Genomic DNA, 26,195 nt, shown 5'->3' with positions numbered 1-26,195 from the left:
CACACTCCTCACAGCTCGGTGACGACGTCGTCGTAGGCCAGCCGCGGAAGCCGCGGCGGCACGGCGGTCGCGGCGGGCCTGCCGATGTTGAGCACGGTCAGCACGGTGTGCCCGCCGTCGCCGAAGAACTCCTTGTCGATGCCCTCGGGGTCGAAGCCGAGGGTGGGGGCGGCGGCCAGGCCGGCCGCGCGGATGCCGAGGATGAGGTACGCGATCTGGAGGGCCGCGTTGAACCGGGCGGACTCCTTGCGCACGAACGGGTCCTCGAACAGCCGCGCCGCGTCCGGCTTCGCCGGGAACAGCTCCGGCAGCCGCTCGTGGAAGCGCAGGTCGGCGGCGAGCAGCACGGTCAGCGGAGCCGCCGCGGTACGGGTCTTGTTGATGCCGAGCATCCATCGGACCACCGCGGCCCTGGCCTGCGCCGAACGCAGCACCACCATCCGCAGCGGCTGCTGGTTCATCGACGTGGGGCCGTACTTGACCAGGTCGTAGACGGCCCGCAGGTGCTCCTCGGTCACCGGCTCGCCGGTGAACGCCTCCACCGTGCGCGCCTCGCGGAACAGCAGGTCCTGCGCCGCGGCGTCGAGGAGCAGCCCATGGGCGCCCTCAGCCATCGCGCCCCGGCCCGAACCACCTGGACAGGGCCGCCGCCAGCGCCTGGTCACGGTGCGCGGCGCCCGCGGGCAGCGCCCACGCGACGCAGCCGTCCGGCCTGACCAGCAGCGCGTCCAGGTCGTCCATCGCATCGGCCTTGACCTGGGCGGTGACGACCGTGACGCGCCCGGACCAGCCCGCGGCGGTGGCCCGGACCTCCGCCCGGTCGGCCAGGTCGAGCAGGACCCCGCGGCCCCCGCCGAAGTGCTCGGCGAGATGCCCGCCGGTGGACAGCTCCGGATCGGCCAGCAGCGACCCTGCGGGCTCGCCCTCCTCGCCCACGTCGTAGCGGGTGGACAGGCCCGTCACCATGTCGTACAGGTGCCGGTTGACCGCGTCGAGGCCGAGCGTGCCGGCGAACAGGTCGCGCATCGCGCGGCTTTGCGCATCGGGCCGCATGAGCGCGGTCTGGGCGCGCGTGTTGTCCAGCAGCCGGGCGGCCTCGGGGTGGCGCTCGGCGGTGTAGGTGTCCAGCAGGCCCTCGGGGGCCCGGCCCTGGACCTGCGCGGCCAGCTTCCAGCCGAGGTTCGCGGCGTCCACCAGGCCCACGTTGAGGCCCTGGCCGCCGAACGGCGGGTGTACGTGGGCCGAGTCGCCGGCCAGCAGCACCCGGCCCAGCCGGTAGGTGGTGGCCTGGCGGGTGTGGTCGGTGAAGCGCACCCCGGACAGCAGCTCGTTGATGGTCGCCTCGGTGCCGCTCACCCGGCGGACGCTCTCCTGCAGCTCCCCGGCCGTCAGCGGCACGTCCCGGTTCTCCGGCGGGCCCTCGAACTCGATGGTCGCCACCCGGTTCGCGCCGAACACGGCGAACAGGTAACCGCCGTCCGGCGTCAGGTTGAAGCCGGGCCGCAGGCCGTCCGGGTCGCCCATGCGCACCAGGCCCTGGCGGCCGGTGAGCGTCGGGCCGGTGCCCGCGAAGTCGAATCCGGCCAGCTTGCGCACGGTACTCCGGCCGCCGTCGCAGCCGGCCAGGTAGGCGCAGCGGACCTCGATCGGCCCGTCGGCGGTGGAGACGTGGACGCTCACGCCGTCCTCGTCCTGGCTCAGGCCGACGACCTCGTGCCGATGGCGGACGTCCACGCCGAGGCGTTCGGCGTGGCGGGCCAGGATGCCGTGCAGGGTGAGCTGGTCCACCCGGACCCGGCGGCGCGCGGGATCGGCGGACCGCGCCGCGTCCAGCGGCAGCCCGGCGAAATGCTCCGGCGGCGTCATCCCGCCCGGCCGCCCACCGGGCCCGCCCGGCCCTCCGGGGCGACCGGATGCTCCAGAGCCACCGGGCCCACCAGGGCCTCTTCCGGCTGCCGATGGCCCTCCGGGGCCGCCCGGTCCACCGGGGCCTCCGGGGCGACCGGGTGCTCCAGGGCCGCCTCCGGGTCCTGTGGCACCGGCAGGTCCGCTGGGGCCGCCCTTGGACATGAGTGCGGCGATGATCTCCTCGTCGCGGCGGGTGGCCTCCGCCTCGGCGGCCAGTAGTTCGTCGCGCAGGCCGAGCCTGGCGATCGCCTCGGCCGCCAGCGGGCCGATGATGCCCGCCTTGGGCATCGGGTCCGGGGCCGGCCGCCGTTCGAGCACCAGTACCGACACCCCCGCCGAGCGGAGCTCGCAGGCGAGCATCATCCCGACGGGGCCGCCGCCGGCCACCACGACGTCATGGCGGTAGTTCGTCATGGTCATCCCCTGGCCTCCGCGTCCGTGCGGGCGAGCGAGACGATGATCAGGTCCCGCTGGGCCCGGCCGCCCGCCTTGGGGGTGAACGGCGTGCAGTGGTGGGTGAGGGTCCGGTCGTCGAGCAGCAGCGTCTCGCCCACGCCGAGCCGGCGCTCGAACACCAGCGCGGACTCGTCCTCGGCCAGGGCCAGCATGTGCACGGCCCCGTTGACGTCCTCCTCCGCCACGACGGTGACCAGCACATGGTCGCCGCCGCCCTGGTGGAAGCCCTGCGAGGGGCGGGCGATCTGCTTGTCGTCGGCGTAGTTGCGGACCTGGAACACCGTCAGGCGGAACTCCTCGCCGGGCACCTTCGCGCGTACCGTGTCGTCGGCGAGCTGCTCGGCCACGAAGTCGCGCACCGCGGGCCCGAGCCGGTCATAAGGCGAGTCGCCGTCGTCGTTCCAGGTGACCGCGGTGCCCTTGGCGTGCCCGGTGCCCAGCCCGACGTACCGGACGATGTCGTCGTCCTTGAACCCGGTGTTCGGGGTCAGCTCGTCGAAGCTCCGCAGCAGGCCCTTGCCGATCTTGTCAACACTGCTGAACGTGTGGTGGTACATCAACGCTCCTCCACGGTGGCGACCACGCGGGTCCAGCCGGCCCCGGCGCCCGCGATGGACACCGGAAAGCACGACACCTCGAATCCGGTGGCCGCGGGCAGCGCACCCAGATTCGCGAGCTTTTCCAACTGCAGGTACTCCTTGCGCCGCCCGTAGACGTGCGCGGGCCACAGGCAGGCCGGATCGCCCGTCCGCTTGTAGTCCTCGATCATCGCGCGCATCGGCTTGTCCAGGCCCCAGGCGTCGATGCCGATGACCCGCACACCGCTCTCCACCAGGAACTCGGTGCCCTCACCGGACAGCCCGGCGTAGTCCGTCAGGTACTCGGCGCCGCCCCACAGGGCGTCCGCGCCCGTCCACAGCAGCACGATGTCGCCGGGGACCAGCGCGTGCCCGGCCTCGGTGAGCGCCGCGCGGAGCTGGTCCACGGTGATGGCGGTGCCGGCCGCGACGTGCCGCAGGTCCAGCCGGACCCCCGGGCCGTGGCACCAGTCCAGCGGCACCTGGTCGATGCTCTTGGCCGGACGGCCGGCGGTCAGCGGGCCGTAGTGCAGCGGCGCGTCCATGTGCGTGCCGGTGTGCGTGGTCAGCGTGACGGTCTCGTTGGAGATCGCCATGCCGTCCGGGAAGTCGTCGGGGTTCAGCCCGAGGACGATCGCGCCGGTGCGGTGGTCGAGGAGTTCGACGGTCACCGGCGTAGCCTCACTCGGCGTGCTCTGCGTGGCCACGCTGAGGTCGTAGAACCTCTTCATGCGGGTTCCGCGACCAGTCGTTCCGCCTCGGACTTCACCGCGTTGAGGTCGGCCACGCTGTTGCGCTCGACGGCCGCGTGCAGCATCGCGTCGGCCTCCTCGGGGGAGAACCGGCCGGCGACCTTGCCGTCCACGGCCTCGCGGGTCTCGAAGTCGTGGGTCAGCACGAGCTGGGTGCGGTCCGCCCCGAACGGGAACGCCCGCCACTCGCCGCCCATCCGGCCCACGATCGGCGCGGTCTCAAGCTGGCGGTAGGCGATGACGTGCCGCCCGGCGTCGATGTCCCGCCTGGAGACCCAGGTGGCGGTCTCGCCGTTGACGTCCACCACGAACCGGGCGATCTGGTACGTCGAGTCGCCCTCGATGATCTTCACGTCCTGGGTGGGCGGGAAGATCCGCGCGTATCCCTCCACGTCCACCAGCAGGTCCCAGACCACACTGATCGACGCGTCCACGGTGACGGTGTGCTCCGCGTACGGCATGGCGCTTCTCCTTGGTCAGTCGGGGTTGGTCGGTCGGTCGATCGGGGGGTCAGACCGACATCTGCTCGTGGTTGGCGTACGCGGCCTCGAACTGCAGCTTGCCCTTCCACTGGGTGGTGAAGTCGTAGACCTCGGGCGTCTCGGAGAACGTCTTGAGGTCGTCCAGGGACTCGGTGCTGAACTGGGCGATGGCCGAGGCGGTGATGCCGCGGGAGCCCTTGTCGGCCGGCAGCCACAGGTGCGGCCGGTGGTCGAAGCCCTTGATGGTGTCGTGCCGGTCCAGCAGTTCCTTCATGGCGGCGAAGAACTCCTGCTGGTCCTGCTCGGTCACCGTGGCGGGGAAGCGGTAGATCAGGGTGTGGACGATCATGGTCTGTTCCTTTCGGTGGGAAGAGGTCGTCAGGAGACGGTCGCGCGGGAAACGCAGTCCAGCAGCGCACGGGGGGTGGCCAGCTCGGGGACCTGCTCGTCGGGGATCTTCACCCCGAACTCGCCCTCGATCCTCGCCGCCGTCTCCATCACGGCCAGCGAGTCGTATCCCAGCTCGGCGAAGGTCCGGTCGATGATGTCCCCGGCGAGGTCCACATGCTCGTCCTCGCCCGCGCAGGCCACCATGATTCTGCGGAGGTCGTCCAGGGTCATTGCGCTTCCTTCCGAAGTACGACGGCGGCGTTGAACCCGCCTTTCCCTCGTGCCAGCACCAGGGCGTTCCGGACCTTCGCGGGCCTCGGCGCGTCGCCCCGCACGAGGTCGATCCGGTAGTCGGCGGGCAGGTCGCCGATGTTGGGGACGGCCGGGATCAGGCCGTCCCTGATGCACAGCAGCGCGCAGGCCACGTCCAGCGGGCCACTGCCGGCGTAGAGCCGGCCGGTCAGCGCCTTGGGCGCGCTCACCGGCACGCCGCCGGGGCCGAAGACGGCGGTGATCGCCGCCGCCTCCTCCCGGTCCAGCCGCGGTACGCCGGCGGCGTCGGCGAAGACGACGTCGATCGTCTCCGGCCGCGCCCCCGCGTCGTCGAGGGCCTTGCGGATGGCGTACTCCAGCCCGGGCGGGCGGCCCGAACCCGGCCTGGGGTCGAAGGTGGCGGCGTAGCCGGCGACCTCGCCGTAGACCTTGGCCGCGCCGCGCCGGGCGGCGGCCCCGGCGTCCTCCAGGATGAGGATGGCGCCGCCCTCGCCGGGGACGTATCCGTCGGCGGCCCCGTCGAAGGGCAGGTAGGCGCGTGCCGGATCGGTCCGGCCGCTGAGCCTGCCGCTGGCGATGTGGCTGACCCAGCCCCACGGGTCGAAGGAGGACTCGACGCCGCCGGTGACGATGTGCGGGGTGCCGCGTCGTACGGCCCGGCGGGCGTGGCCGACCGCGTCGAGGCCGCCCGCCTGCTCGGCGACCAGCACGCCGCTCGGGCCGCGCATGCCGTGGCGGATGGAGATCTGCCCGGTGTTGACCGCGTAGAACCAGGCGAAGGACTCGTACACGCTGACCGTCTGCGGTCCCTGCGTCCAGAGCTTCTGGATCTCCCGGTGCGTGAACTCGAAACCGCCCGAGGCGTTGGAGGTGACCACGCCCATGCTGTACTCGGGCAGCTCGGCGGGGCGCAGCCCGGCGTCGGCGAGGGCCCATTCGGCGGCGGCCAGCGCCAGCCTGGTCACCCGGTCGGTCTGCGGCATCAGCTTGGAGGGGATGTGCTCCTCGGCGACGAAGGAGGCGACCTGCCCGGCGAGCCGGGCCGGATATTTCGCCATCCGGTCGCCCAGTGGGGCGATGCCGCTCTCCCCGCGCAGGGTCGCCGTCCAGTACTCCTCCGCGCCCATCCCGTTGGGCGCCACCACACCGAGGCCGGTGATGACGGCGGTGGCGGGCCGCGTACGTGCCGCCCCGCCGGCGATCGTGGTCTGCGTCATGTCAGTCCCCGTTTCCGAGCCGGCTGAGCAGCATGGCGCTCTGGAAGCCGCCGAACCCGCTGCCCACTGAGAGGACCGTGTCCACCCGCTGGTCCCGCGCGTGGATCGGCACGTAGTCAAGATCGCATTCGGGGTCGCGTTCGCGCAGGTTGGCGGTGGGCGGGACGAGGCCGTTCTCGATGGCCAGGGCGCAGGCGACGATCTCGATCGAGCCGATCGCGCCGAGCGAGTGCCCGATCATCGACTTGATCGAGCTGACCGGGGTCTGGTAGGCGTGGTCGCCGAGCGCCCGTTTGAAGGCCGCCGTCTCGTGCCGGTCGTTCTGCTTGGTCCCCGAGCCGTGCGCGTTGATGTAGTCCACGGCGTCGCCGTCCATGCCCGCCTCGGCGAGCGCGGCCGTGATGGCCTCGGCCATCTCCCGGCCGTCGGGCTTGAGCCCGGTCATGTGGTAAGCGTTGCAGCGGGTGGCGTAGCCGTTGATCTCGGCGATGATGTGCGCGCCCCGGCGGCGGGCGTGCTCGTACTCCTCCAGCACCAGCATCGCCGCGCCCTCGCCCAGCACGAAGCCGTTCCTGGTCAGGTCGAAGGGGCGGGAGGCGTGCTCGGCGTCGTCGTTGCGCGGGGTGGTCGCCTTGATCGCGTCGAAGCAGGCGACGGCGATGGGCGAGATGGGCGCGTCGGTGGCGCCGGTCAGCACGACGTCGGCGGTGCCCTCCCTGATCAACTGGTGGGCGTACCCCACGGAGTCGAGGCCGGAGGTGCAGCCGGAGGAGACGATCGCCGCCGGCCCTTCGGCGTCGATGACCCAGGCGACCTCGGAGGCGATGGCGCTCGGCACGAAGTAGTCGAACAGGTGCGGTGAGGCGTAGCCGGGATCGACCAGCCAGTCCCGGCCGGAGTCGGAAAGGACCAGGTACTCTCGCTCCAGGCTGGTCGTCGCGCCGACGGCGGTGCCGACGCTGACGGCGACCCGGTGCGGGTCCAGCTCATCCGGCTCGATGCCGGCCTCGGCGACCGCCTGGCGCGCCGCGACCACCGCGAGCTGGGTGGCACGGTCCATCCGGCGGGCCTCGCGGTGGGTCAGCCCGGCGACGGCCGGGTCGAAGTCGCACTCGGCGGCCACCTGGGACCGGAAGGGCGAAGGGTCGAAAAACGAGATCCTGCGGGTGGCCGTCCGCCCGGAGGCCAGCAGTTCCAGGAAATCCTTCGTCCCCGTTCCACCGGGCGCGAGCACCCCCATCCCGGTGATCACGGTTCGTCGATCCATGAGGCGCACACTCTCCCTCTGCGACATCGGCTGTCACCAGGGAGAGTGTGCGACGACCCTCAAGATTCACTTGAGGACCGTTTGAGATGGGTCAGGCGTCCCGCCGCTTCAGCACGAAGGCGGCGGCGCCCAGCAGGACCACCAGATACCCGCAGAACACCAGGAAGCCGGGCAGCGGCGCGAGGGTGCCGGCGGCCTGCGTCTCGCTCATGAACGCCTTGCCCGCGGTCGCCGGGAGGTAGGCAGTGATCGCGTCGGCGATGGAGGCGGGCAGCAGCATCCCGGCCAGCGAGTCGAGCAGGAAGACGGTGAACGAGACGATCGAGACCGCCAGGGCGGTGCTGCGCAGCAGCGTGGCCACCGCGATCGCGCTCAGGCCGACGCCGGTCAGGTACGCCGGTGCGGCCAGTACGGCACGCAGCACGGATGGGTCGGCCAGGGACGGGGCGACGCCGTGCGCGGCCAGGAACGGCGACCCGGCGAAGAACGCGATCAGGCTCGACGCCAGCATCAGCGTGAAGACGACACCGGCGAAGACCAGGCACTTGGCCCACAGCACCGGCAGCCGCCGCGGCACCGCGGAGAACGTCGCGCGGATCATCCCGGTGGAGTACTCCACCGAGACGTACAGCACGCCCAGCGCGGCGATGAGCAACTGGGCGAACGCGACGCCGCCCAGGATCGCGCCGACCGCCGTGCTCGGCTGGAAGGGCGGTCCGTCGGTCTCCAGTTCGCCTGTCGCGAGCGGCTGCGCCATCGCGCTCGCCGCGATCAGGCCGATGCCCACGAGCACGACGACCGACAGCAGCAGGGCGAGGGTGGTCGAGCGCACCGACCGCAGCTTGATCCACTCGCTGTTGATCACGCGGGACAGGCTGACGCCCGGCACCGAGACGGCCGGGGCGGTCATGAGGCCCGCTCCGTGGCGAGCGGCGTGCGGTACTCCACCGCGTTGCCGGTGAGCCGCATGAACGCCTCTTCCAGCGATGCCTCCACGGTGCGCAGTTCGTGCAGCGGGATCGCGGCGAGCGCGGCCTCGTCGCCGATCCGCCGGGCCGCCATGCCCTCGATCTCCAGCAGGTCGCCCTCGTGCCGCCGGGTGATCGTCACGCCCGCGCGCTGCACCAGGTTGCACAGCCGTACCGGGTCGGGGGTGCGCACCAGCACCCGCAGCCGGGTGTCGGACACCGACCTGATGAGCCCGTCCACGGGCTCGTCGGCGATCAGCCGGCCCTTGCCGATCACGATGACGTGCTCGGCGGTCTCGGCCAGCTCGCTCATCAGGTGCGAGGACAGGAAGACGGTGCGGCCCTCGGCCGCCAGCCCCTTCAGCAGCTCGCGGATCCAGACGATGCCCTCGGGGTCCAGGCCGTTGACCGGCTCGTCGAGCACCACGGTGTCCGGGTCGCCGAGCAGCGCGGCGGCGATGCCCAGCCGCTGCGCCATGCCCAGCGAGAAGGTGCCCGCCCGGCGGTGCGCGACGTCCCGCAGGCCGACCAGCTCCAGGAGGTGGTGGACGCGCCGGCGGGGGATGCCGTTGGTGGCGGCCAGCGCGAGCAGGTGGTCGCGGGCGGACCTGCCCGGGTGGGCGGCCTTGGCCTCCAGCAGCGCGCCGATCTCGCACAGCGGCGCGGGATGTTCGCGGACGCGGCGTCCGTTGACCAGGGCGACGCCCTCGGTGGGCTCGTCCAGGCCGAGGATGAGCCGCATGGTGGTGGATTTGCCCGAGCCGTTCGGGCCCAGGAACCCGGTGACCACTCCCGGCCTGACGGTGAACGTCAGGGAATCGACGGCCAGTGTGTCGCCGTACCGCTTCTTGAGGTTCGTGACTTCGATCACGGATTCACGATGCGGCAGCGGCGGTCTCATCCGCGTCGTCCGAGCGCAGTATCTGCGACGGCCTGCCGTCGCAGGACATGGGCCCCGGTGTGGTCCGCTGGGATGAGCCGGGGCCCGCGGCCCTACGCGCCGGGCAGCCGCACCAGCCCCGTCTGGTAGGCGGTGATCACGAGCTGCGCCCGGTCTCTGGCACCCAGCTTGGTCATGGCCCGGTTGACGTGCGTCTTCACCGTGTACGGCGACACGCACAGCTCCTCGGCGATCTCCTCGTTGGACAGCCCGGTCGCCACGTGCGCGACCATCTCGCGCTCCCGGACGGTGAGCACTTCGAGCAGTTCCGACGGCGCGGTGTCGGCCTTGACCGGCCGGCTGAGGAAGCGCGTGATCAGCCCCTTGGTCGCCTTGGGCGAGAGCAGGGCCTCACCCGCGTGGACGACGCGGATCGCCTCCAGCAGGTCGCGCGGCTCCACGCCCTTGCCGAGGAACCCGCTGGCCCCCGCCCGCAGCGCCCGGAACACGTACTCGTCGATCTCGAACGTGGTCAGCACCAGGACGCGCGCCCCGGCGAGGGCGTCGTCGGCGGTGATCTCCTGGGTCGCCGCCAGGCCGTCCATCTCCGGCATCCGGATGTCCATCAAGATGACGTCGGCCCCGGTCTCGCGGGCCAGCTTCACGGCCTGCGCGCCGGTCTCGGCCTCGCCGACCACGAGCAGGTCGGGCGCCGACTCGATGAGCGAGCGGAAGCCCTTGCGGATCAGCGTCTGGTCGTCAGCGAGCAACACTCGGATCATCGCGGTTCCCGTCTGTCAGGTGGCTTCCGTCGAGCGGCAGGCGGGCCAGCACGGCGAACTCCCCGGCGGGCGCCGGACCGGCGACGAGCGTGCCGCCCACCGAGGCGATCCGCTCGCGCATGCCGATGAGCCCGTGTCCGGTGCCGGGGACGTCGCGCTCGCGGGCGTCGGCGCACTCGTTGCGGACGTTTATCGTGAGTTCTTGATCGGTGTAGGACATCGTCACCTTGGCCCGCCCTCGTCCGTATTTACGGGCGTTGGTGAGCGACTCCTGGAGTATTCGGTAGGCGCAGAGGTCGACGGCGGGCGGGCACGACCGGGGCGCGCCGGACACCGTTCTGTCCACCCGCAGCCCGGCTCCGCCGAAGGAGTCGATGAGCCGGTCGAGGTCCGCCAGCCCGGGCAACGGCTCCAGCGGGGCCCGCGGGTCGCCGGACCCGCGTAGTACGTCGAGGACCGCGCCGAGTTCGTCCAGTACGGTGCGGGCGGCGGTGCGGACGTGACCCAGTGCCTCCCCGGCCGCCTCCGGTCGTTCGCGGAGCAGGTGGGCGGCGACCCCCGCCTGCACGTTGACCACGGAGATGTGGTGGGCGACCAGGTCGTGGACCTCCCGCGCGATGTGCATGCGCTCCTCGGCCACCCGCCGCCTGGCCTCCTCCTCCAGCGCCAGTTCGGCGCGCAGGGCCCGTTCCTTGAGCGCCACGAGCAACTGCCGCCGGGTCGCGGTCGCCTGGCCGACCGCGATGCCCGCGAGCACGCCGATGACGGACGGCACGGGGCCGCCCTGCGAATCCAGGGCCAAAAGCCGCTCCGCGACGGCGAATCCGGCGCAGAGCAGGACCGCGCAGCCGATCGCCACGGCGGCGGCGGTGGCCCGTTCCGACACCGTGCCGACGGTGTAGGCGGTGAGCAGGATCGCGGCCAGCGCCGGCTCCATGACGCCGAGCGGGTCGGCGCCCGCGGTGGACAGGAGGGCGAGGAGCAGGGCGGGGATCGGCGCGGGCCGGCGTACCGCGACGGCGAGGCCGAGCAGCGCGGCCAGGACGGGGAGCCAGGGGGTGTCGGGCCTGGAGGTCGCCAGGTGGGGCTGCAAGAGGGCCGTGCCGGTGAGGAGGGCCGCTGCGGCGATATCGATGGAGATCGGAGGCAGGCGAACGATATGTCGCCATAAGCCCGGCGGTCGCACGTCACCACACTAACCGCGGACCGGCAGGCCAGCCTACCGGATGTTTTCGATCCGCCACCGGGAAGGCGGCGGGAGAGCAGATCCCGCGATGGGAGGCAACCTGCGGATACGCGGTTTTTACCGTCGTCAAGGGCGTCGGACTGTCACGTATCGGACGCGATGTGGCATGAGCGTGAAGGCCGCGGCGCGGATGTCGTGGATTTCTTCGTCCTTTTCCATGGGGCCCTTGCGGCGCGCCGGAGTTAGGTCTCCCCTGCGGGCCTTCGATCGCCGGCGCGACGCCATTCATATAGAAGAGCGTTATGGTTTCGGACACCCGCATCCCACGGGAGCCTCGGTGGTGTGCCCGCCTTGGGGCCGGATGCCGGCACAGGCTCCACACCCTCCGGTGCTGCCTGCGTGCGATCGGTTCGCGGTCGCCGGGCGGGGCCCCGCGCCATCGGCCGCCCCGGCGCCGGTCCGGCCGGCTCATGGCCGCCATGGCGGCGACCTGTGATGTGACACGCGACACACCGATGGTGCGCGGTACGACTCCGGAGCGCGACGGCGTCACCGGTGAGGCTGCGGAGGCGGGCCGTACGCGGGCCGCACCGCCGGTGCGGAGGGCCGGACGCCCCGGCGCGCCTGGCCTTTCAGGGGCCTTGGTGGTCGCTTCCAACGGGTCGCCACGCCGCTTTCCGGTCGGTCCGATATGCCGCCTGGCCGACACTGTGATGACGTGGACGGCCGTGGCATCGCCCGTCGTTTCCGCTGAGAGCGCCTCTCTTTCGCCTTTTTTCACGCTTGTTCGTCCTTTGTCAGGATCGGTGTGCGGGATTGATCACCGCGTGGTTGGATCTTAAACTATTTACCTGCGTGTAATCCCGGGCCACGGTACCGGCATTCAGATTTCACCTGGGCCCACTCGTGATCTTGCCCGGGGGCGGACGCCTTTTTCGGCCACTACCTCTTTAGTGGCATCGCATTTCGGGCGGCTTATGTATAGCTATATTCTGCTGAGGAATTTCAGTACCCAGGCCGGTGGATGCAAGTTTCCGCCACTCACGGGAGGCACCATGGGGACGTCAAGATTCACTGTGCTCGGGCCGATGGAGGTGATGCACGGTGGCAGAGCCTGCACACCAAGCGCGCCGAAGGTGCGTCAGGTCCTCGCCCTGCTGCTGGTTTCCGCCAATCGGCTGGTGCTCGTCGATTCCATCATCCAGGAGCTTTGGGGGAACAACCCGCCGAAAAGCGCGCTGACCACCACCCAGACCTACATCTACCACTTACGCAGCCTGATCGAACGGGAACGGCTCAGCGGGACGGGGCGCGAGCTGCTGGTGACCAAGCCCTTCGGCTACACCCTCCTGGTAGATCAGGACCAACTCGACCAGGGCCGGTTCGACCGCCTGGTGACGCAGGCCGCCGGCCTGCTGCGCCAGGGCCGGTACGAGGCCGCCTCGGCCGACCTTCGGGAGGCGCTGGCCCTTTGGCAGGGCCCGCCGCTCGCCAATGTCACACAAGGACCGCTCCTTCGCTCGCACGTCGTCCATCTGGCGGACCGCCGCACGCACGCCATGGAACTGCGTATCGAGGCCGACCTGCACCTGGGCCGGCATCGCGACCTGATCGGCGAACTGAGGAGCCTGATCGCGGAAAACCCGCTGCACGAATGGCTGCACGCCCAGCTCGTCAACGTGCTGAGCCAGGCGGGTCGCCGCGCGGAGGCGCTTGCAGCGTTCCAAAACCTGCGCGAGATTCTGGCGCGCGAGCTCGGGCTGGACCCCTCACCGGCGGTCCAGCGCCTGCACCGTGAGGTGCTGCTGGGAGATCGGACGCTGGCCATCTCCGCCTGATCCGGGGGCCGGCGCGTGCTGGGTGCCGGCGGCGTCGTGGGGGGAATTCCACGTCGGCGAGGCGTACGCCGCCTTGTTGATCGCGTCGATGCGCGACACGGCGCCGAGTTTGGCATAGATGTTGCGCAGATGTCGTTTCACCGTTCCTTCCGTGATGGACAGCCGCGCGCCGATCTGCGCGTTGCTCAGGGCCTGTGAGACCAGATCGAGCACTTCCTGCTCGCGTGTGGACAGACAGGCCCGCCACCGTGGCCCGTCGCCGCCATCCACCTGCCGCAAGGGGGGGAAATGCGAAGGTGACGGGCCTTCAGTATGCGCGGCGACGTTGCGCGCGGCGACGTTGCGCAGGGCGAGCACGAGATCGGCCCGCGTGCTCGTGCTCCGCAGGCACCAGTGCGTGCCGTGCTCCAGGGCCTCCTCCACGGGGGAGGCGTTCCGCAGCGACAGTACAACGATCTTGGTGCGCGGCAGCCGCCGCCGTACCTCCCGCAGCACCCGCAACTCCGCCGCCGGCCGGTCGCCGCCCGTGCTCAGCAGCACCACGTCCGGCCGCAGCCGGGCGGCCACGTGCGGCACCTCGGCGGATGAGCGGGCCTCGCCCACCACGGCGATGCCGTGCGCCCCGCCGATCCAGTCCCTGAGACATTCCCTGAAGATCACATGATCCACGCCGAGCAGGACTCCTATGCCCCCTGACGAGTCCGTGGCATCCATCCGATGGAGCTCCCTCCCTCGACCGCCTTCCTGTCCCACTCTGCCCGGTGGTTCTGTCATGGGTCGCATACGACTCTGGTACGGCCTGCGTGTCGAGGACTTCTCAAGTCTTGCTTGAGGACCGCCGCCCACGCTGGGCCCATGCGAGACATCAGGCAGCCGGTGGCGCTGCTCCTGCCCGGACAGGGTGCGCAGTTCCCGCGCATGGCCGCCGAACTGTACGGCGGGCAGCCGGCCTTCACCGCGGCGATGGACGAGTTCTTCGACGCCTGCGGCGCGCAGGGCTCGAAGCTGCGGGAGGAGTGGCTGTCCGGCGACCCGGAGGTCCCGATCGACGATGTCACCCGCGCGCAGCCCCTGCTGTTCGCGGTCGATCACGCGATCGGCCGGGCGCTGATCGACGCTGGGACGCCGCCGCGCGCGCTGCTCGGGCACAGCGTGGGCGAACTGGCCGCGGCGGCGCTCACGGGCGTGTTCAGCCTGGCCGAAGGCGCCGAACTGATGTGCCGGCGGGCGGAGGCGGCGCGGCTGATGCCGCCCGGCGGCATGCTCGCGGTCGCCGCCGCCCCCGATGACCTGACCCCCTACCTCGGCGGGGACGTCGTGATCGGCGCGTGGAACGCGCCACGGCAGTGCATCGTGTCCGGCCCGGAGCCGGAGCTGACCGCCGCCCAGCGGGCGATTCGCGACGGGGGCCTCATGTGCCGCCGGGTGCGGGCGCTCCAGCCGTTCCACAGTCCCGTACTGCGGCCCGCCGCCGAGGAGCTGCGGCGCTGCCTCGCCGGGATGACCCTGCGGCCCCCGGCCATCCCCGTCCGCTCGTGCCGGACCGGGCGGTGGGTCACCGCGGAAGAGGCCGTCACGCCCGAGTTCTGGGCGATGCAACTGGCCGATCCGGTGCTGTTCTGGCCCGCGCTCGACGGCCTGCTCGGCGACGGGCAGGGTTACACGCTCGTCGAAGCCTGCCTCAGCCAGCTCGCCCCGCTGGCCAGACGCCACCGCGCGGTACGCCCGGGCGGCAGCGCGGTCGTGACGCTCGGCCCCGACGCCTTCGCCGTGAAGGCCCCGATGTGAAGGAGACCACCATGACACCCAGCGAGACCGGGCTCATCGAGGCGGCCGACGCCGCCGCCAAACTGGCCGGCGAGCGGGCCGCCGAGGCCGAGGAGGAGCGGCGTCTGTCGGAGGACGTCATCGCCGCCCTCATCGAGGCCGGCTTCGCCCGCCACTTCGTGCCCGCCGGGCACGGCGGGTACGAGGCGACGTTCACCGAACTTCGCCAGGCGCTGCTCACCCTGGGCCGGTCGTGCGCGTCGGCGTCCTGGTGCGCGCTGATCCTGGCGACCTCCGGCCGCATGGCGGCCTACCTCCCGCCCGAGGGGCAGGCGGAGGTGTGGCGGCGCGGGCCCGACGCGGCCATCGCGGCCGCCCTCGTACCGTCCGGCACGGCGGAGGCGGCCCCCGGCGGATGGCGGCTGTCGGGGGAGTGGAACTTCCTGAGCGCGGTGGACTTCTCCGACTGGGCCCTGCTGTGCGTCGGCGTACCGGGCGGGCCGAGCTTCTTCGCGGTGCCCCGCGACGCCTTCCGGGTCAAGAAGACGTGGTTCAACCTGGGCATGCGCGGTACGGGCAGCAACAGCGTGGTGGCCCAGGACGTCTTCGTGCCGCACCACCGGTCGGTGCCGTGGAGCACCCTGCTCCAGGGCGGCAGCGAGCACTCGGACGCCATCTGCCACCAGACGCCGCTGGCCGCGGTGGCCGGGCCGCTGTTCGCCACCCCGGCGCTCGGCTCGGCCCGGGCGATGTTACGGGCCTGGACCGGCACGATGCTCGCCAAGACCGAGGGCAGCCTGCCGCCGCCCGCCCAGCAGACCCTGGCCCGCGCGGGCGCGGAGCTGGACGCCGCCGACCTGGTCACCGAACGCGCCCTGGACATGGCAGACCTGGGCGGCTGCACGCCGGAGACGGCCGCGCGCAACGCCCGTGACGCCTCACTGGCGGCCGAACTGACCCGCGCCACGGCCAACCGGCTGTTCGAGTCGGGCGGCAGCCAGGCCCAGCGGGACACCAGCGTTTTGCAGCGCCAGTGGCGGGACATCCTGACCTCGACCTCCCACGCGGCCCTCCGCTTCGACCTGACCAGCGGCATGTACGCCAAGACCGTCGGGGCGTGACGCCCTCGCGCCGCCGCAGGCCAGGGCACGATCTACTACATCTGTAGCGATTCACTACAGATGTAGCAGAGAGCTGCTAAAACTGGACGTATGACACAGGCCACCATCCGGCCCGGGTCGTGCGCCTTATGCGAGGCGATGTGCGGTCTTCGCATCACCGCCTCCGGCGACCGGGTCATCGACATCCGGGGCGATGAGGACGACCGCCTGCGCTCGCCCGTGCGGCGCACCGCGGGCGGCCGGCGGGAGATCACCTGGGACGAGGCGTTCGACCTGGCCTTCGGCGCGAACCCGGCGGTGTCGAACGGCAGCCTGATGACCGCCTCCGGGATGGGCCGCCGCATCAGGGCGCTGCCGGCCAGGACCGAGACCGCGCGGCTCGGGGCCGGGCATCACTCCATCCGGCCGGGCGCCGACGCCGCCTGCTACGGGCGGATGGGCGTGTCCACGCAGCGGCACGGCACGCTGTGCCGGTGGGCTGTTCAACTGCTGGACATCCTCACAGGCGACCTCGACCGGCCCGGCGGCACGTTGTTCACCAGGCCCGCCGTGGACCCGATCAGGACCGGCGAGCCCGGGCTGCTCACCGACCCGGCCGGGGTGGACCAGGTCGGCGGTACGGCGGTGCTCAGTGCCGTGCCGGTCACCGTCGAGCCCGAGCGGTCGCCGGCGGAGGGGACGGGCGATGAGCACACGCAGGGAGCGGGCGGCCGACGCCGCCATCGAGGTCATCGCCGAGGAGGGGATGCGCGGCCTGACCCACCGCGCGGTGGACGCGCGGGCCGGGCTGCCGCCGGGGAGCACCAGCAGTTGTTACCGCACCCGCCTGGCGCTGCTCGGCGGGGTGCTGGCGCGGATGCTGGAGCAGGATGAGGCGTCGCTGGAACGGCTGCCTCAGGGCGCGTGGCACAGCCCTGAGGAGGTGGCCGACGCCCTGGCCGGACTGCTGGGGTACTGGCTCGGACCGGCCAGGACACGGACCCAGGCGCGGATGGAGCTGTACCTGGACGCGGCCCGCCGGGCACTGCTCTGGGGCGAGCTGGACGTCGCCGGGGCGCGGTTCCTGCGCAAGGCCGAGGAGGGCCTGCGCGCGGCGGGCGTTCCGGACCCCGTTCCGGCGGCCCGGATGTTCGTGGCGCAGATCGACGGCGTGCTGTTCGACGCCCTGGCCCGGCCGGACGGGGTGGACGGGGCCTGGCTGCGGTACACCGCCGAGACGATCGTGCGCAGCCTGCCGCGGCCCTGACGCGCGGCGGCTACGCGGGCGGGTCGTCCAGGATGCCGTAGGCGTCGGCCCGGAACAGGAACGACGCCCACGAGCGGTAGGGCCGCCAGGCGTCGGCCACGTCGCGGTAGGCGGCGGGCGGCGCGTCCTCCGCCAGGCCGTACGCCTCGCGCAGCAGTGCGAACAGCCGCGGCTCATCGCCGGGGAACGCGTCGGGCGCGCCCGCGCCTCGGATCAGGATCAGCCCGGCCGAGAACGGCCCGACGCCGGGCAGCGAGCGCAACTCGGCCAGGGCGTCCGGGGGGCTCAGCGAACGCAGGTACTCGGTGGTGAGCGGCCCGTCCAGCGCCGCGCGGGCCAGGCCGCGCAGCCATTCCTCCTTCTGGGCGGGCAGGCCGAAGCCCCCGGCGTCCAGCAGGGTCATCGGCGGGGGGAAGGCCGCGTGGTCCTCGCCGTCGATGGTGACCCGCGCACCGTACCGCTCGGCGATGCGCGCCTTGATCTTGGCGGCGATGTGCATGGAGGAACGCTGCACGATCACCGCCCAGCAGGCCGCCTCCCACGGGCTCCAAAAGCACACCGGCCGCAGGCCGGGCCCGCGTCGCTGCAGGTCGCCGACCACCGGGTCGGCCTCGCCGACGGTGGCGAACCCGCTGCCGTCCAGGTCGAGGGAGAAGATGCGGGCCACCTCCGCGCGTATCCGCGGCCCGGCGGCCCGCGTGGTGGCGACCGCGACCCCGCCGGGCGCGGCCGTCATCCGCACGCCGATGGGCAGCCAGTCGGATTCGGCGCAGTAGGCGAAGCGCAGTGCGCCGCCGTCGGTGGGCAGCGCGCCGGTGGCCGGCCAATCCTCGACGAAGCGCAGCGAGGCCCCGAAGTCGAACGGGCCCTCGGCGGTCAGCGTGAATCCGTGGGAGGTCATGCGCGTATGGTAGGGGCCGCATCAGGCGGGTCGCGGCGCGGTGGTCTCCCTCGGGATGAGCCGGTGGCTCAGCACGGTCGTGGTGGTGTCGTCGCCGGCGGCGCACGCCGGGTTGTCGATGATGTGCCGGGCCGCCATCGCGCCCATCTCGTAAAGCGGCAGGCTCACCGTGGTGAGCCCGACGAACCGGGCCACCCGCAGGTCGTCGATGCCCGCCACGGACACCTCGCCCGGCACGTCGATGCCCGCCTGCCGCAGCGCGCCGAGCGCGCCGACCGCGGCCTCGTCGTTGGCGGCCAGGACGGCGTGCGGCAGCGGCGGACGGGCGATCAGCCGCATGGCCGCCGCGTGCCCGGCCTCGTAGTCGAAGCCGCCGGGCAGACACTGCGCCTCGGCGGTGAGGTCGGCGTCGCTCATGCAGGCCAGGAAGCCGTCCCGGCGCTCGCGGTTGGCGATCATGCCGGGCGGTCCCTCGACGAACGCGATCCTCCGGTGCCCGAGTGAGATCAGATACTCGGTGATCTCGTAGGCGGCGGCCTGGCTGTCGGCGGTGATGACCTGGCAGCCGAGGTCGCGGGCGGTCAGCGACACGCTGTGGATGCCCTGCTCACGGGCCTCGCGCACGGCCTTGGCGAGATCGTCGGCCTGCGGGTCGTCGACGTGGCCGCTGCCCGCGAAGATCACCCCGGCGGCGCGGTAGTCGCGCATGGTCCGCAGCCGGTTGATCTCCATGGTGGTGCGCCGGTCGACGTTGGAGAGCATGGTGACGTATCCGGCGCGGCTCGCCACGTCGTCGGCGCCGCGGGCGATGACCGAGAAGTAGGGGTTGACGATGTCGCTGACCAGGACGCCGACCAGGCGGCTGGTGCGGGAGACCAGCGCCCGGGCGAGCGCGCTCGGCGAGTAGCCGAGACGGGTGGCGGCCTCGATGACCCGGGCGCGGGTGGCGGCCGAGATGGGGTGGGTGGAGCCGTTCAGCACTCGTGACGCGGTGGACACGGCCACGCCGGCCTCCCGGGCCACGTCGGCCAGAGACATCATCGCCACCCTCCCTCGGACAACGTTTGCCTAATGATGGCAGGCTGAGGCTTGAATCGGCAAACCGAGCATCCGACCTATGTGCATACAACCTGCAGAATCCTCTTGACGTTTTTGTGGTACGGCTCACTACCATGTCCGCACGGCATACGTTTGCCTAGTCGATGACCTTGCTTTTCAAGGCTCGGGCCAGTGGTCCGGGTGACCAAGGAGGGCCATCGCGTTGCGGAAAGAGGGGACCATGCACGTCGGGACTCATCTGAAACGGCTCATCGCCGTCGCGGCCGTGACCGCCGCGACGGCCTGCGGCGGAGGCGTCGCCACCACCAACCCGGACGGCACGCGATCGTTCACGGTGGCGGTCATCGAACCGGACATCACGACGGTGCCCATCCTGGCGGCGGTGGACGACCTCCGCCGGGCGGGCCACAGGGTCGAGATCGTGGAACTGGCCGAACCGGAGCTGGCGATGGAGGGGCTGGCCAGAGGTGACTACGCGATCTCGGCGGAGGCCACCAGCCCCGCCCTGATCGCCATCGAACAGGACGCCCCAATCAAGATCATCGCCGACGTCATCGGCAACCAGTGGGCCGTCTACGGCAAGCCCGGCATCTCCACCTGCGACGACCTGGGCGGGCGGCCGTTCGGCATCTTCAGTGAGGGCGCCGTGGCGACCGCCATGGCCAAGGACTGGGCGCGCGCCCAGTGCAAGGGCGGCCGGCAGCCGGAGTACCTGACCATCGGCGGCTCGAATGTGCGCGCCCAGGCGCTGCTCGCGGGCCAGATCGACGCCACCCCGCTGGAGGTCTCCGACGTCGTCGCCCTTGAGTCGTCGGGCAAGTCGAAGTTCTCCCAGGTGGTCGACTTCGGCAAGAGCCTGCCCGATCTGCATCCGCAGACCGTGTACGCCAACACCGAGTTCCTGACCGAACACCGCGAAGTGGCCCAGGAGTTCATCACCGCGCTGGTACGCCGGCACGCCGCCATCAACGCCGACGCCAAGTACCTGGTGGACCTGGTGGCCAAGTACCTGCCGGAGGAGAAGCCCGCCGACATGGCGAAGATCGCCGAACGGTACGTCTCGTCCGGGCTCTTCAACGCGGGCGCGCTGACCGAGGCCAACGTCCAGGGCACCATCGACTTCTTCGCCAGGGCAGGCGTGATCAAACCCGGCATGAAGGCCAAGGACGTGGCCGACCTCTCCTTCATCCAGGCGGCGAAATGACGACCGCCACCACGCACCGCCGCGCGCGCGGCGCCGCGACGACCCGGACCGGCCCCGTCGAGGCCCGCCGGCCCTGCCCGCCGCGCCGCCTGCTCGGCGCGAACCTGCCCTACCAACTGCTGACGTTCGCCGTGTTCGCCGTCGCCTGGGAGGCGTACGCCACCGTGTGGGGCGGGCTGTTGCTGCCCACCTTCACCGAGACCGTCGGCGCGACCTTCCAACTGCTCGGCACCGCCGAGCTGTGGCAGGCGATGTACGTCAGCAACCAGGCACTGGTGATCGGCTTCGCCATCGCGGTCGTCATCGGGGTGCCGCTGGGGATCGTGCTCGGCCGGTTCCGGGCGCTGGAGCGGTTCGCCGACGTCTACCTCAACATCCTGCTGGTCACTCCGATGGCGGCGATCATCCCGCTGCTGATGATGTCGGTCGGATTCGGGCTGGCCTCGCGGGTCATCCTGGTCGCGGTCTTCTCCATCGTGATGGTGGTGGTCAACAGCCGCACGGGGGTCCGCCAGGTGGACCCGTCGCTGATCGAGATGGCCCGCTCGTTCGGCGCAACGGAGCGGCAGATCTGGACGCGGATTCTGTTCCCCGGCGCACTGCCCGCGATCATGACGGGCATCCGGCTGGGCGTCGGCCGCGCGGTCACCGGCATGGTCCTCGTCGAACTCCTGATGGTCTCCGCCGCGCTGGGCGGGCTGATCCTGGAGTACCGCGGCCTGTTCCGGGCGCCGATGCTGTACGGGACCATCGTGATCATTGTGGCCGAGGCGCTGCTGCTCATCTCTCTCGCCCGGTGGGGAGAGCACCGGCTGACCCGCTGGTCCAAGGCCACTACCGCAAGGAGCACCCGGTGATCGAAGTTCGTGGATTGGGAAAGAGCTACATCGGTCAGGACGGCGGCGTGGTGCAGGCGCTCCAGGACGTGGACCTCACGGTCGCCGACAACGAGTTCCTGACCGTGCTCGGGCCGAGCGGCTGCGGCAAGACCACGCTGCTGAAGGCCATCGCCGGGCTGATCCCCTGGAACGAGGGCGACATCTTCATCGACGGCTCGCCGGTGCGCGGGCCGGGCCCCGAGCGCAGCATGGTCTTCCAGAACTTCGCGCTGCTGCCGTGGGCCACCGTCCTGGAGAACGTCGCCTTCGGGCTCCAGATGCGCGGGGTCGGCAAGACCGAGCGGATCGAGCGCGCCCGCGCGCTGATCGAGACGGTGGGCCTGGGCGAATTCGAGACCAAGCGGCCGGGCGAGCTGTCCGGCGGCATGCAGCAGCGGGTGGGCATCGCCCGCGCGCTGGCCGTGCAGCCGAGCGTGCTGCTGATGGACGAGCCGTTCGGGGCGGTGGACGAGCAGACCCGCCGCCTGCTCCAGGAGGAGCTGCTGTCGATCTGGGAGGAACACCGGCTGACCGTGGTGTTCATCACGCACAGCATGGAGGAGGCGGTGCTGCTCGGCGACCGCGTCGTGCTGATGAGCGCCCGCCCCGGGCGGATTTCGGAGATCGTCCCGGTGCCGCTGACCCGGCCGCGTTCCAGCGACGTCGGGGCGCTGGAGCGTTCCGGCAAGTACGTCGAGATCACCGCCTACCTGTGGGACCGGCTGCGCGACATGCACGAGGAACGCCGCCCCGCCAAGGCGGGCCGATGAGCGCCCCGGCCGCGGCCCGCCGGCGGCTGCCGAGGCGGCGCGTCCCCGCGGGCCCGATCAGCCTGCTGGCCGGCGCCATCGTCTGGGAGCTGATCGGGCACCTGGCCGGCGCGTCGTTCTTCCCGCCGCTGAGCACCGTCATCGGCCGCCTGGCCGGCATGGTGACCAGCGGGGAGATCTTCGCCAGCCTCGCCGACAGCCTGCTCAACCTGGTGCTGGGCTTCGCCGTCTCACTGGCGGGCGGCCTGCTCGTGGGCGTGGCGATGGGCCGCTTCCGCAAGGTCGAGGCCGCCCTCGGCGTGTACGTCTACGCGCTGCTGACCGCCCCGTCGCTGGTCTTCGCCCCGATCTTCTTCTCCCTGCTGGGCGAGGGCCGGGGCTCGATCGTCGCCGTGGTCGTCATGTACGCGATGTTCGTCATGATCATCAACACCGCCTCGGCCATCCAGTCGGTCCCCGGGCACCTGGTCGAGATGGCCCGCTCCTACGGCGCGAGCGAGACGCAGATCCTGCTGCGCGTCATGCTCCCGGCCGCGGCCCCCATGATCATGGCCGGTGTCCGGCTGGGCGTGGGTCGCGCGGTCACCGGCATGATCAACGGCGAGATGTTCATCGCGGTCGTCGGCCTCGGCCGCATCGTCACCCAGGCGGGCGGCCGGTTCGACGGCGCGGGAGTGCTGGCCATCCTGCTGGTCATCATCGCCGTCGCCCTCGGCGCCGTGGCCCTGGTCCAGGCCGTGGACCGCAAGATCACCGGCTGGGTTCCCCAGACTTCGAGAGGACACTGATGAAGGTCGATGCCTACAGCCACATCCTGCCCGCGCCCTACTTCGAGCGGATGCGCGAGCTGTCGGGCGGCCGGGCCGCGTTGCGGCGCTGGCTGGAGCTGCCGGCGCTGCACGACGTCGAGGTGCGGCTGCGCATGATGGAGGAGTTCGGCGATGACTACCAGCAGGTGCTCACGCTGTCCTCGCCGCCGATCGAGGTGCTGGCCGGTCCGGACGAGGCCGTGGCGCTGGCCCGGCTGGCCAACGAGTCGATGCTCGAACTCTGCGAGAAGTACCCCGACCGGTTCCCGGCGTTCGCCGCCGCGCTGCCGCTGAGCAACCCGGACGCCGCGATGGCCGAGCTGGCCTTCGCCATCGACGGGCTCGGCGCGCGCGGCGTGCAGGTGTTCACCAACGTGAACGGCAAGCCCCTGGACGACCCGGCGTTCCAGGCCGTCTTCGACGAGATGGCCAGGCGGGACCTGCCGATCTGGATGCACCCGGCGCGCGGCGCGGGCTTCGCCGACTACGCGACCGAGGACACCTCCAAGTACGAGATCTGGTGGGCGCTGGGCTGGCCGTACGAGACCAGCGTGGCCATGGCCCGGATGGTCTTCTCCGGCCTGTTCCAGCGGCACCCGGACATCAAGATCATCACGCACCACATGGGCGCGATGATCCCCTACCTGGAGGGCCGGATCGGGCTGGGCTGGAGCGACCAGCTCGGCAGCCGGACCGCCGGGGAGGAGTACGCGAACCTGCGGCGCGAGCTGCCCGAGCGCCCGCTGGAGTACTTCCGCCGCTTCTACGCCGACACCGCGCTGTCCGGCTCGGCCATCGGCACCCGCTGCGGCCTGGACTTCTTCGGCGCCGAACGCGTGCTGTTCGCCTCGGACTGCCCCTTCGACCCCGAGGGCGGCCCGATGTACATCCGCGAGACGATCCGTGTGCTGAACGAGCTGGACATCACCGACGCCGAGCGTGAGCAGATCTACGAGCACAACATCCTGCGCCTGATGCGCCTGCCCGCAGACGCCTGACGCGGACCCGAAAAGGAGGGGCGACCATCGGTCGCCCTCCTTCGTCCTTCCGGCCGGTCAGGGAGCGAGGTCGGCGCGGGCGAGCAGCGGGGCGACGGCCGCGCTCATCACCTCCGTGGGGTCGGGCAGGCCGGTCCAGTGCGTCCAGGCCGTCGCCGCCTGGGCGACGAGCATCCGGTCGCCGTTGGCCGCGCGCATGCCGCGCGCCCTGGCCTGCCGCACCAGCTCGGTCTCGGTGGGGATGTAGACGACGTCGAACACCGTGGCCGCGGGGTCGAGCAGGGCGACGTCCACGACCGGGCCGGGCGTCAGCATGCCGACCGAGGTCGCGTTGACGAAGACGTCGGCCTCGGCCAGCCGCCGGGCGACCCGCGGATCGGCCAGCGCCATCGGCTCGATCTCGGCGAATCCGGCGAACTCCTCGGCCAGCCCGCGCGGCATGGCGACGTCCAGGTCCGCGACCGTGAGCCGGCCGACGCCCGTGGCCGCCAGGCCGTACACCGCCGCGTGACCGACGCCGCCGGAACCGGCCACCACGACCGAACGGCCGGCCAGGTCGCCGGGATGGCACGCGCGCAGGCCCGCCATGAACCCGAGGACATCGGTGTTGAAACCGACCAGATGCCCGTCCGGCCCGGCGGCGACGCTGTTGACCGCGCCGATCCGCCGGGCGTCCGGTTCGATCTCGTCCAGCAGGTCCATCACGAACCGTTTGTGCGGGGCGGTGATCTGAAAGCCCATCCACCCCTCCAGCCGGGCCTGCCCGACCTGCGCGACGAGTCCGGCCGCATCGACCTCGCGCAGCTCGTAGCGGGCGTCGAGCCCGGCGGCGGCGAACGCCGCGTTGTGCATGACCACCGAGTGCTGCCGCCGCAAGGGGGTGCCGAAGAGGGCGACTGTCCGCATGTTTCCACTCCTGGGGTGTCGTTCAGCGCCCGGTGAAACGAGGGGCGCGCTTTTCGAGGAAGGCCCGTGCGCCTTCGAGTACGTCGTCGGTCGCGAACACGGCCTCCGAGCCGTCGGTCTCCAGGGCCAGCCCCTCGTCCAGCGGGGTCTCGGTGGCCGCGTCGATCAGCCGCTTGGCGATCCGCATGGCCACCGGCCCGCGCTCGGCGAGCGTGGCGGCCAGGGCGCGGGCGGCGTTCAGCGCCTCGCCCGGCTCCACGACCCGGGTGAGCAGGCCGGCCGACAGCGCGGTCTCGGCGTCCATCGGCTCACCGAGCAGGATCATCTCCTTGGCGCGGGCCGGGCCGACGATGCGGGGCAGACGCTGGGTGCCGCCGCTGCCGGGCGTCACGCCCAGCTTCAGCTCCGGCATGCCCAGCCTGGAACGGCGGGTGGCGACGCGGAAGTCGCAGCACAGCGCCAGCTCCATTCCGCCGCCGAGCGCGTGCCCCTCGATCGCCGCCACGGTGGGCACGGCCAGCCCGGCGAGCCTGCGGTAGACCAGCTTCTCCAGCAGCACCTTGCCCTCGGCGGCGCGGCCGTGCAGCGACTCGAACTCCGCGATGTCCGAACCGGCGCAGAACGCCCTGCCGCCCGCGCCGTAGACGATCACCGCGCGGGTGTCGTCGTCGGCCGCCACGGTCTTCAGCACCTCGTACAGCCGGGCGGTCAGTTGGGTGGTCACGACGTTCATCGGCGGGTTGTCGAGGATGATCTCGGCGCAGACGCCGGGGACCAGGCGTACGAGTTCGGTCATGCCGGCCTCCCCGCGGCGGCGAAGCCGGCGGCCAGCCCCATGGGCCCCGGCGCGAACAGCCGGAAGTCCATCATGGTGAGCGAGTCGCTGACCGTGGGTTTGATGTCCATGTGGGCGAGGACGTCTCGCTCGACGTCGATGCCGGGCGCCACCTCGATCAGCCGCAGGCCCTCGGGCGTCAGCTCGAACACGGCGCGCTCGGTGATGTACCGCACCGACTGCCCCTTGCCGGGGGCGAGTTCGCCGTTGAAGCTGATCTCGTTGACGGCGTCGACGAACTTCCGCTCGCGCCCCTCCTGAAGGATGCGCAGCGAGCCGTCCTCGAAGGACACCCGCAGCCCACCAGCGGTGAACGCGCCCACGAAGCACAGCCGCCTGGTGCGGGTGCTGATGTTGATGAAGCCGCCGGGGCCGCGCGGCCGTTCGTCGAAGGCGTGCACGTTGACGTTGCCGAACCGGTCCACCTGGGCGAACGAAAGGCTGGCGATGTCCAGCCCGCCGCCGTCGTAGAAGTCGAACATGGACGGCTGCTCCAGCCTGGCCTGGTAGTCCCGGCCCGCGCCGCCGTCCCCGCCGAACGCGGGCACGCCCCCGAAGATGCCCTGCTCGACGGTCAGCGTCAGCGCGTCGGCCACCCCTTCCTCGGCGGCGATCGACCCGATCTGCTGGGAGATGCCGAACCCGAGGTTGCAGATGTCGCCGGGCCGGAACTCCATGAAGGAGCGGCGGGCGATGACCTTGCGGATGTCGAGCGGGGTGGCGG

General features: G+C 71.7%; 28 protein-coding genes and 1 pseudogene. 10 read left to right on the top strand and 19 right to left on the bottom strand.

Going from position 1 to position 26,195, the window contains the following annotated elements; translation table 11 throughout:
• Positions 1-8: 8 nt before the first annotated feature.
• The 13 genes from C1I98_RS05565 to C1I98_RS05500 all read right to left on the bottom strand — a co-directional run bounded on the left by C1I98_RS05565 (position 9) and on the right by C1I98_RS05500 (position 11,046).
• The gene (locus C1I98_RS05565) at positions 9-614 is read right to left on the bottom strand and encodes a malonic semialdehyde reductase (protein WP_111165990.1); all 606 of its coding nucleotides are present in this window, start codon (positions 612-614) and stop codon (positions 9-11) included.
• Positions 607-2,322, bottom strand: a complete 1,716-nt coding sequence (locus C1I98_RS42615; protein ID WP_233507199.1) for an FAD-dependent monooxygenase — start codon at positions 2,320-2,322, stop codon at positions 607-609. The genes C1I98_RS05565 and C1I98_RS42615 overlap by 8 nt, the downstream gene beginning before the upstream one ends.
• 2 nt (positions 2,323-2,324) lie before the next feature.
• The gene (locus tag C1I98_RS05550) at positions 2,325-2,921 is read right to left on the bottom strand and encodes a 2OG-Fe dioxygenase family protein (RefSeq protein WP_111165989.1); all 597 of its coding nucleotides are present in this window, start codon (positions 2,919-2,921) and stop codon (positions 2,325-2,327) included.
• Positions 2,921-3,673, bottom strand: coding sequence for a cyclase family protein (locus C1I98_RS05545; RefSeq protein WP_111165988.1), 753 nt, complete (start codon positions 3,671-3,673; stop codon positions 2,921-2,923). Before C1I98_RS05545 ends, C1I98_RS05550 begins: the two co-directional genes overlap by 1 nt.
• A complete protein-coding gene (locus tag C1I98_RS05540; protein ID WP_111165987.1) occupies positions 3,670-4,155 on the bottom strand; it encodes an aromatase/cyclase in 486 nt (161 codons plus the stop codon). Before C1I98_RS05540 ends, C1I98_RS05545 begins: the two co-directional genes overlap by 4 nt.
• Before the next feature lie 49 nt (positions 4,156-4,204).
• Complete coding sequence (locus tag C1I98_RS05535; RefSeq protein ID WP_111165986.1) at positions 4,205-4,525, bottom strand: Dabb family protein; 321 nt, start codon at positions 4,523-4,525, stop codon at positions 4,205-4,207.
• 29 nt (positions 4,526-4,554) lie between these two features.
• Positions 4,555-4,797 carry an acyl carrier protein gene (locus C1I98_RS05530; protein WP_111165985.1) on the bottom strand — a complete coding sequence of 81 codons (243 nt, stop codon included), beginning with the start codon at positions 4,795-4,797 and terminating at the stop codon, positions 4,555-4,557.
• Complete coding sequence (locus C1I98_RS05525) at positions 4,794-6,056, bottom strand: ketosynthase chain-length factor (protein ID WP_111165984.1); 1,263 nt, start codon at positions 6,054-6,056, stop codon at positions 4,794-4,796. Before C1I98_RS05525 ends, C1I98_RS05530 begins: the two co-directional genes overlap by 4 nt.
• Before the next feature lies 1 nt (position 6,057).
• The gene (locus C1I98_RS05520) at positions 6,058-7,323 is read right to left on the bottom strand and encodes a beta-ketoacyl-[acyl-carrier-protein] synthase family protein (RefSeq protein WP_111165983.1); all 1,266 of its coding nucleotides are present in this window, start codon (positions 7,321-7,323) and stop codon (positions 6,058-6,060) included.
• Between the two features lie 91 nt (positions 7,324-7,414).
• Positions 7,415-8,233 (bottom strand): ABC transporter permease, encoded by an 819-nt coding sequence (locus C1I98_RS05515; RefSeq protein WP_111165982.1) that lies wholly within the window; start codon positions 8,231-8,233, stop codon positions 7,415-7,417.
• The gene (locus C1I98_RS05510) at positions 8,230-9,162 is read right to left on the bottom strand and encodes an ABC transporter ATP-binding protein (RefSeq protein WP_111165981.1); all 933 of its coding nucleotides are present in this window, start codon (positions 9,160-9,162) and stop codon (positions 8,230-8,232) included. The genes C1I98_RS05515 and C1I98_RS05510 overlap by 4 nt, the downstream gene beginning before the upstream one ends.
• Positions 9,163-9,284: 122 nt before the next feature.
• Complete coding sequence (locus tag C1I98_RS05505; RefSeq protein ID WP_111165980.1) at positions 9,285-9,953, bottom strand: response regulator; 669 nt, start codon at positions 9,951-9,953, stop codon at positions 9,285-9,287.
• Complete coding sequence (locus C1I98_RS05500) at positions 9,931-11,046, bottom strand: sensor histidine kinase (RefSeq protein WP_111165979.1); 1,116 nt, start codon at positions 11,044-11,046, stop codon at positions 9,931-9,933. Before C1I98_RS05500 ends, C1I98_RS05505 begins: the two co-directional genes overlap by 23 nt.
• A gap of 1,148 nt (positions 11,047-12,194) precedes the next feature.
• Between C1I98_RS05500 and C1I98_RS05495 the strand changes: the two genes are divergently transcribed.
• Positions 12,195-12,977 (top strand): AfsR/SARP family transcriptional regulator, encoded by a 783-nt coding sequence (locus tag C1I98_RS05495; protein WP_111165978.1) that lies wholly within the window; start codon positions 12,195-12,197, stop codon positions 12,975-12,977.
• Here C1I98_RS05495 and C1I98_RS05490 read toward each other — a convergent pair.
• Entirely contained in the window at positions 12,909-13,691 is a 783-nt protein-coding gene (locus C1I98_RS05490; RefSeq protein ID WP_111165977.1) for a response regulator transcription factor, read from the bottom strand. The genes C1I98_RS05495 and C1I98_RS05490 overlap by 69 nt on opposite strands.
• Positions 13,692-13,832: 141 nt before the next feature.
• On the opposite strand from C1I98_RS05490, the gene C1I98_RS05485 reads away from it, so the two are divergent.
• The 4 genes from C1I98_RS05485 (at position 13,833) to C1I98_RS41200 (ending at position 17,111) form a co-directional block, all read left to right on the top strand.
• On the top strand, positions 13,833-14,765 hold the full coding sequence (locus tag C1I98_RS05485) for an acyltransferase domain-containing protein (RefSeq protein ID WP_158557922.1): 933 nt from the start codon (positions 13,833-13,835) through the stop codon (positions 14,763-14,765).
• Between the two features lie 11 nt (positions 14,766-14,776).
• Positions 14,777-15,865, top strand: a complete 1,089-nt coding sequence (locus C1I98_RS05480; protein ID WP_111165998.1) for an acyl-CoA dehydrogenase family protein — start codon at positions 14,777-14,779, stop codon at positions 15,863-15,865.
• A gap of 90 nt (positions 15,866-15,955) precedes the next feature.
• Positions 15,956-16,738 carry a molybdopterin-binding domain-containing protein gene (locus C1I98_RS43590; RefSeq protein WP_111165975.1) on the top strand — a complete coding sequence of 261 codons (783 nt, stop codon included), beginning with the start codon at positions 15,956-15,958 and terminating at the stop codon, positions 16,736-16,738.
• Positions 16,722-17,111, top strand: coding sequence for a TetR/AcrR family transcriptional regulator (locus tag C1I98_RS41200; RefSeq protein ID WP_233507196.1), 390 nt, complete (start codon positions 16,722-16,724; stop codon positions 17,109-17,111). The genes C1I98_RS43590 and C1I98_RS41200 overlap by 17 nt, the downstream gene beginning before the upstream one ends.
• 10 nt (positions 17,112-17,121) lie before the next feature.
• On the opposite strand, the gene C1I98_RS05465 is transcribed toward C1I98_RS41200, so the two are convergent.
• On the bottom strand, positions 17,122-18,012 hold the full coding sequence (locus C1I98_RS05465) for a DNA-3-methyladenine glycosylase family protein (RefSeq protein WP_111165973.1): 891 nt from the start codon (positions 18,010-18,012) through the stop codon (positions 17,122-17,124).
• A gap of 21 nt (positions 18,013-18,033) precedes the next feature.
• Positions 18,034-19,053 (bottom strand): LacI family DNA-binding transcriptional regulator, encoded by a 1,020-nt coding sequence (locus C1I98_RS05460; RefSeq protein WP_111165972.1) that lies wholly within the window; start codon positions 19,051-19,053, stop codon positions 18,034-18,036.
• Between the two features lie 238 nt (positions 19,054-19,291).
• Between C1I98_RS05460 and C1I98_RS05455 the strand changes: the two genes are divergently transcribed.
• The 5 genes from C1I98_RS05455 to C1I98_RS05435 are packed head-to-tail and all read left to right on the top strand — an operon-like array spanning position 19,292 to position 23,730.
• On the top strand, positions 19,292-20,275 hold the full coding sequence (locus tag C1I98_RS05455) for an ABC transporter substrate-binding protein (RefSeq protein WP_111165971.1): 984 nt from the start codon (positions 19,292-19,294) through the stop codon (positions 20,273-20,275).
• Positions 20,272-21,132: an ABC transporter permease gene (locus C1I98_RS05450; RefSeq protein WP_111165970.1), complete on the top strand. Its 861-nt coding sequence runs from the start codon at positions 20,272-20,274 to the stop codon at positions 21,130-21,132. The genes C1I98_RS05455 and C1I98_RS05450 overlap by 4 nt, the downstream gene beginning before the upstream one ends.
• Positions 21,129-21,923, top strand: a complete 795-nt coding sequence (locus tag C1I98_RS05445; protein WP_111165969.1) for an ABC transporter ATP-binding protein — start codon at positions 21,129-21,131, stop codon at positions 21,921-21,923. The genes C1I98_RS05450 and C1I98_RS05445 overlap by 4 nt, the downstream gene beginning before the upstream one ends.
• Positions 21,920-22,711 carry an ABC transporter permease gene (locus C1I98_RS05440; protein ID WP_111165968.1) on the top strand — a complete coding sequence of 264 codons (792 nt, stop codon included), beginning with the start codon at positions 21,920-21,922 and terminating at the stop codon, positions 22,709-22,711. Before C1I98_RS05445 ends, C1I98_RS05440 begins: the two co-directional genes overlap by 4 nt.
• Positions 22,711-23,730 carry an amidohydrolase family protein gene (locus tag C1I98_RS05435; protein WP_199536739.1) on the top strand — a complete coding sequence of 340 codons (1,020 nt, stop codon included), beginning with the start codon at positions 22,711-22,713 and terminating at the stop codon, positions 23,728-23,730. The genes C1I98_RS05440 and C1I98_RS05435 overlap by 1 nt, the downstream gene beginning before the upstream one ends.
• A 57-nt stretch (positions 23,731-23,787) precedes the next feature.
• On the opposite strand, the gene C1I98_RS05430 is transcribed toward C1I98_RS05435, so the two are convergent.
• The 3 genes and pseudogenes from C1I98_RS05430 to C1I98_RS41195 all read right to left on the bottom strand — a co-directional run.
• On the bottom strand, positions 23,788-24,636 hold the full coding sequence (locus tag C1I98_RS05430; protein WP_111165966.1) for a shikimate dehydrogenase family protein: 849 nt from the start codon (positions 24,634-24,636) through the stop codon (positions 23,788-23,790).
• Positions 24,637-24,658: 22 nt separating this feature from the next.
• A complete protein-coding gene (locus C1I98_RS05425) occupies positions 24,659-25,432 on the bottom strand; it encodes an enoyl-CoA hydratase/isomerase family protein (RefSeq protein ID WP_111165965.1) in 774 nt (257 codons plus the stop codon).
• Positions 25,429-26,195 (bottom strand): annotated as a pseudogene (locus tag C1I98_RS41195) (hypothetical protein); the annotation flags it as partial. The gene C1I98_RS05425 and the pseudogene C1I98_RS41195, both read right to left, overlap by 4 nt.

This window comes from Spongiactinospora gelatinilytica (assembly GCF_003236385.1).
Classification (GTDB): Bacteria; Actinomycetota; Actinomycetes; order Streptosporangiales; family Streptosporangiaceae; genus Spongiactinospora; species Spongiactinospora gelatinilytica.
This window is presented reverse-complemented; position numbering and strand designations above follow the sequence as displayed.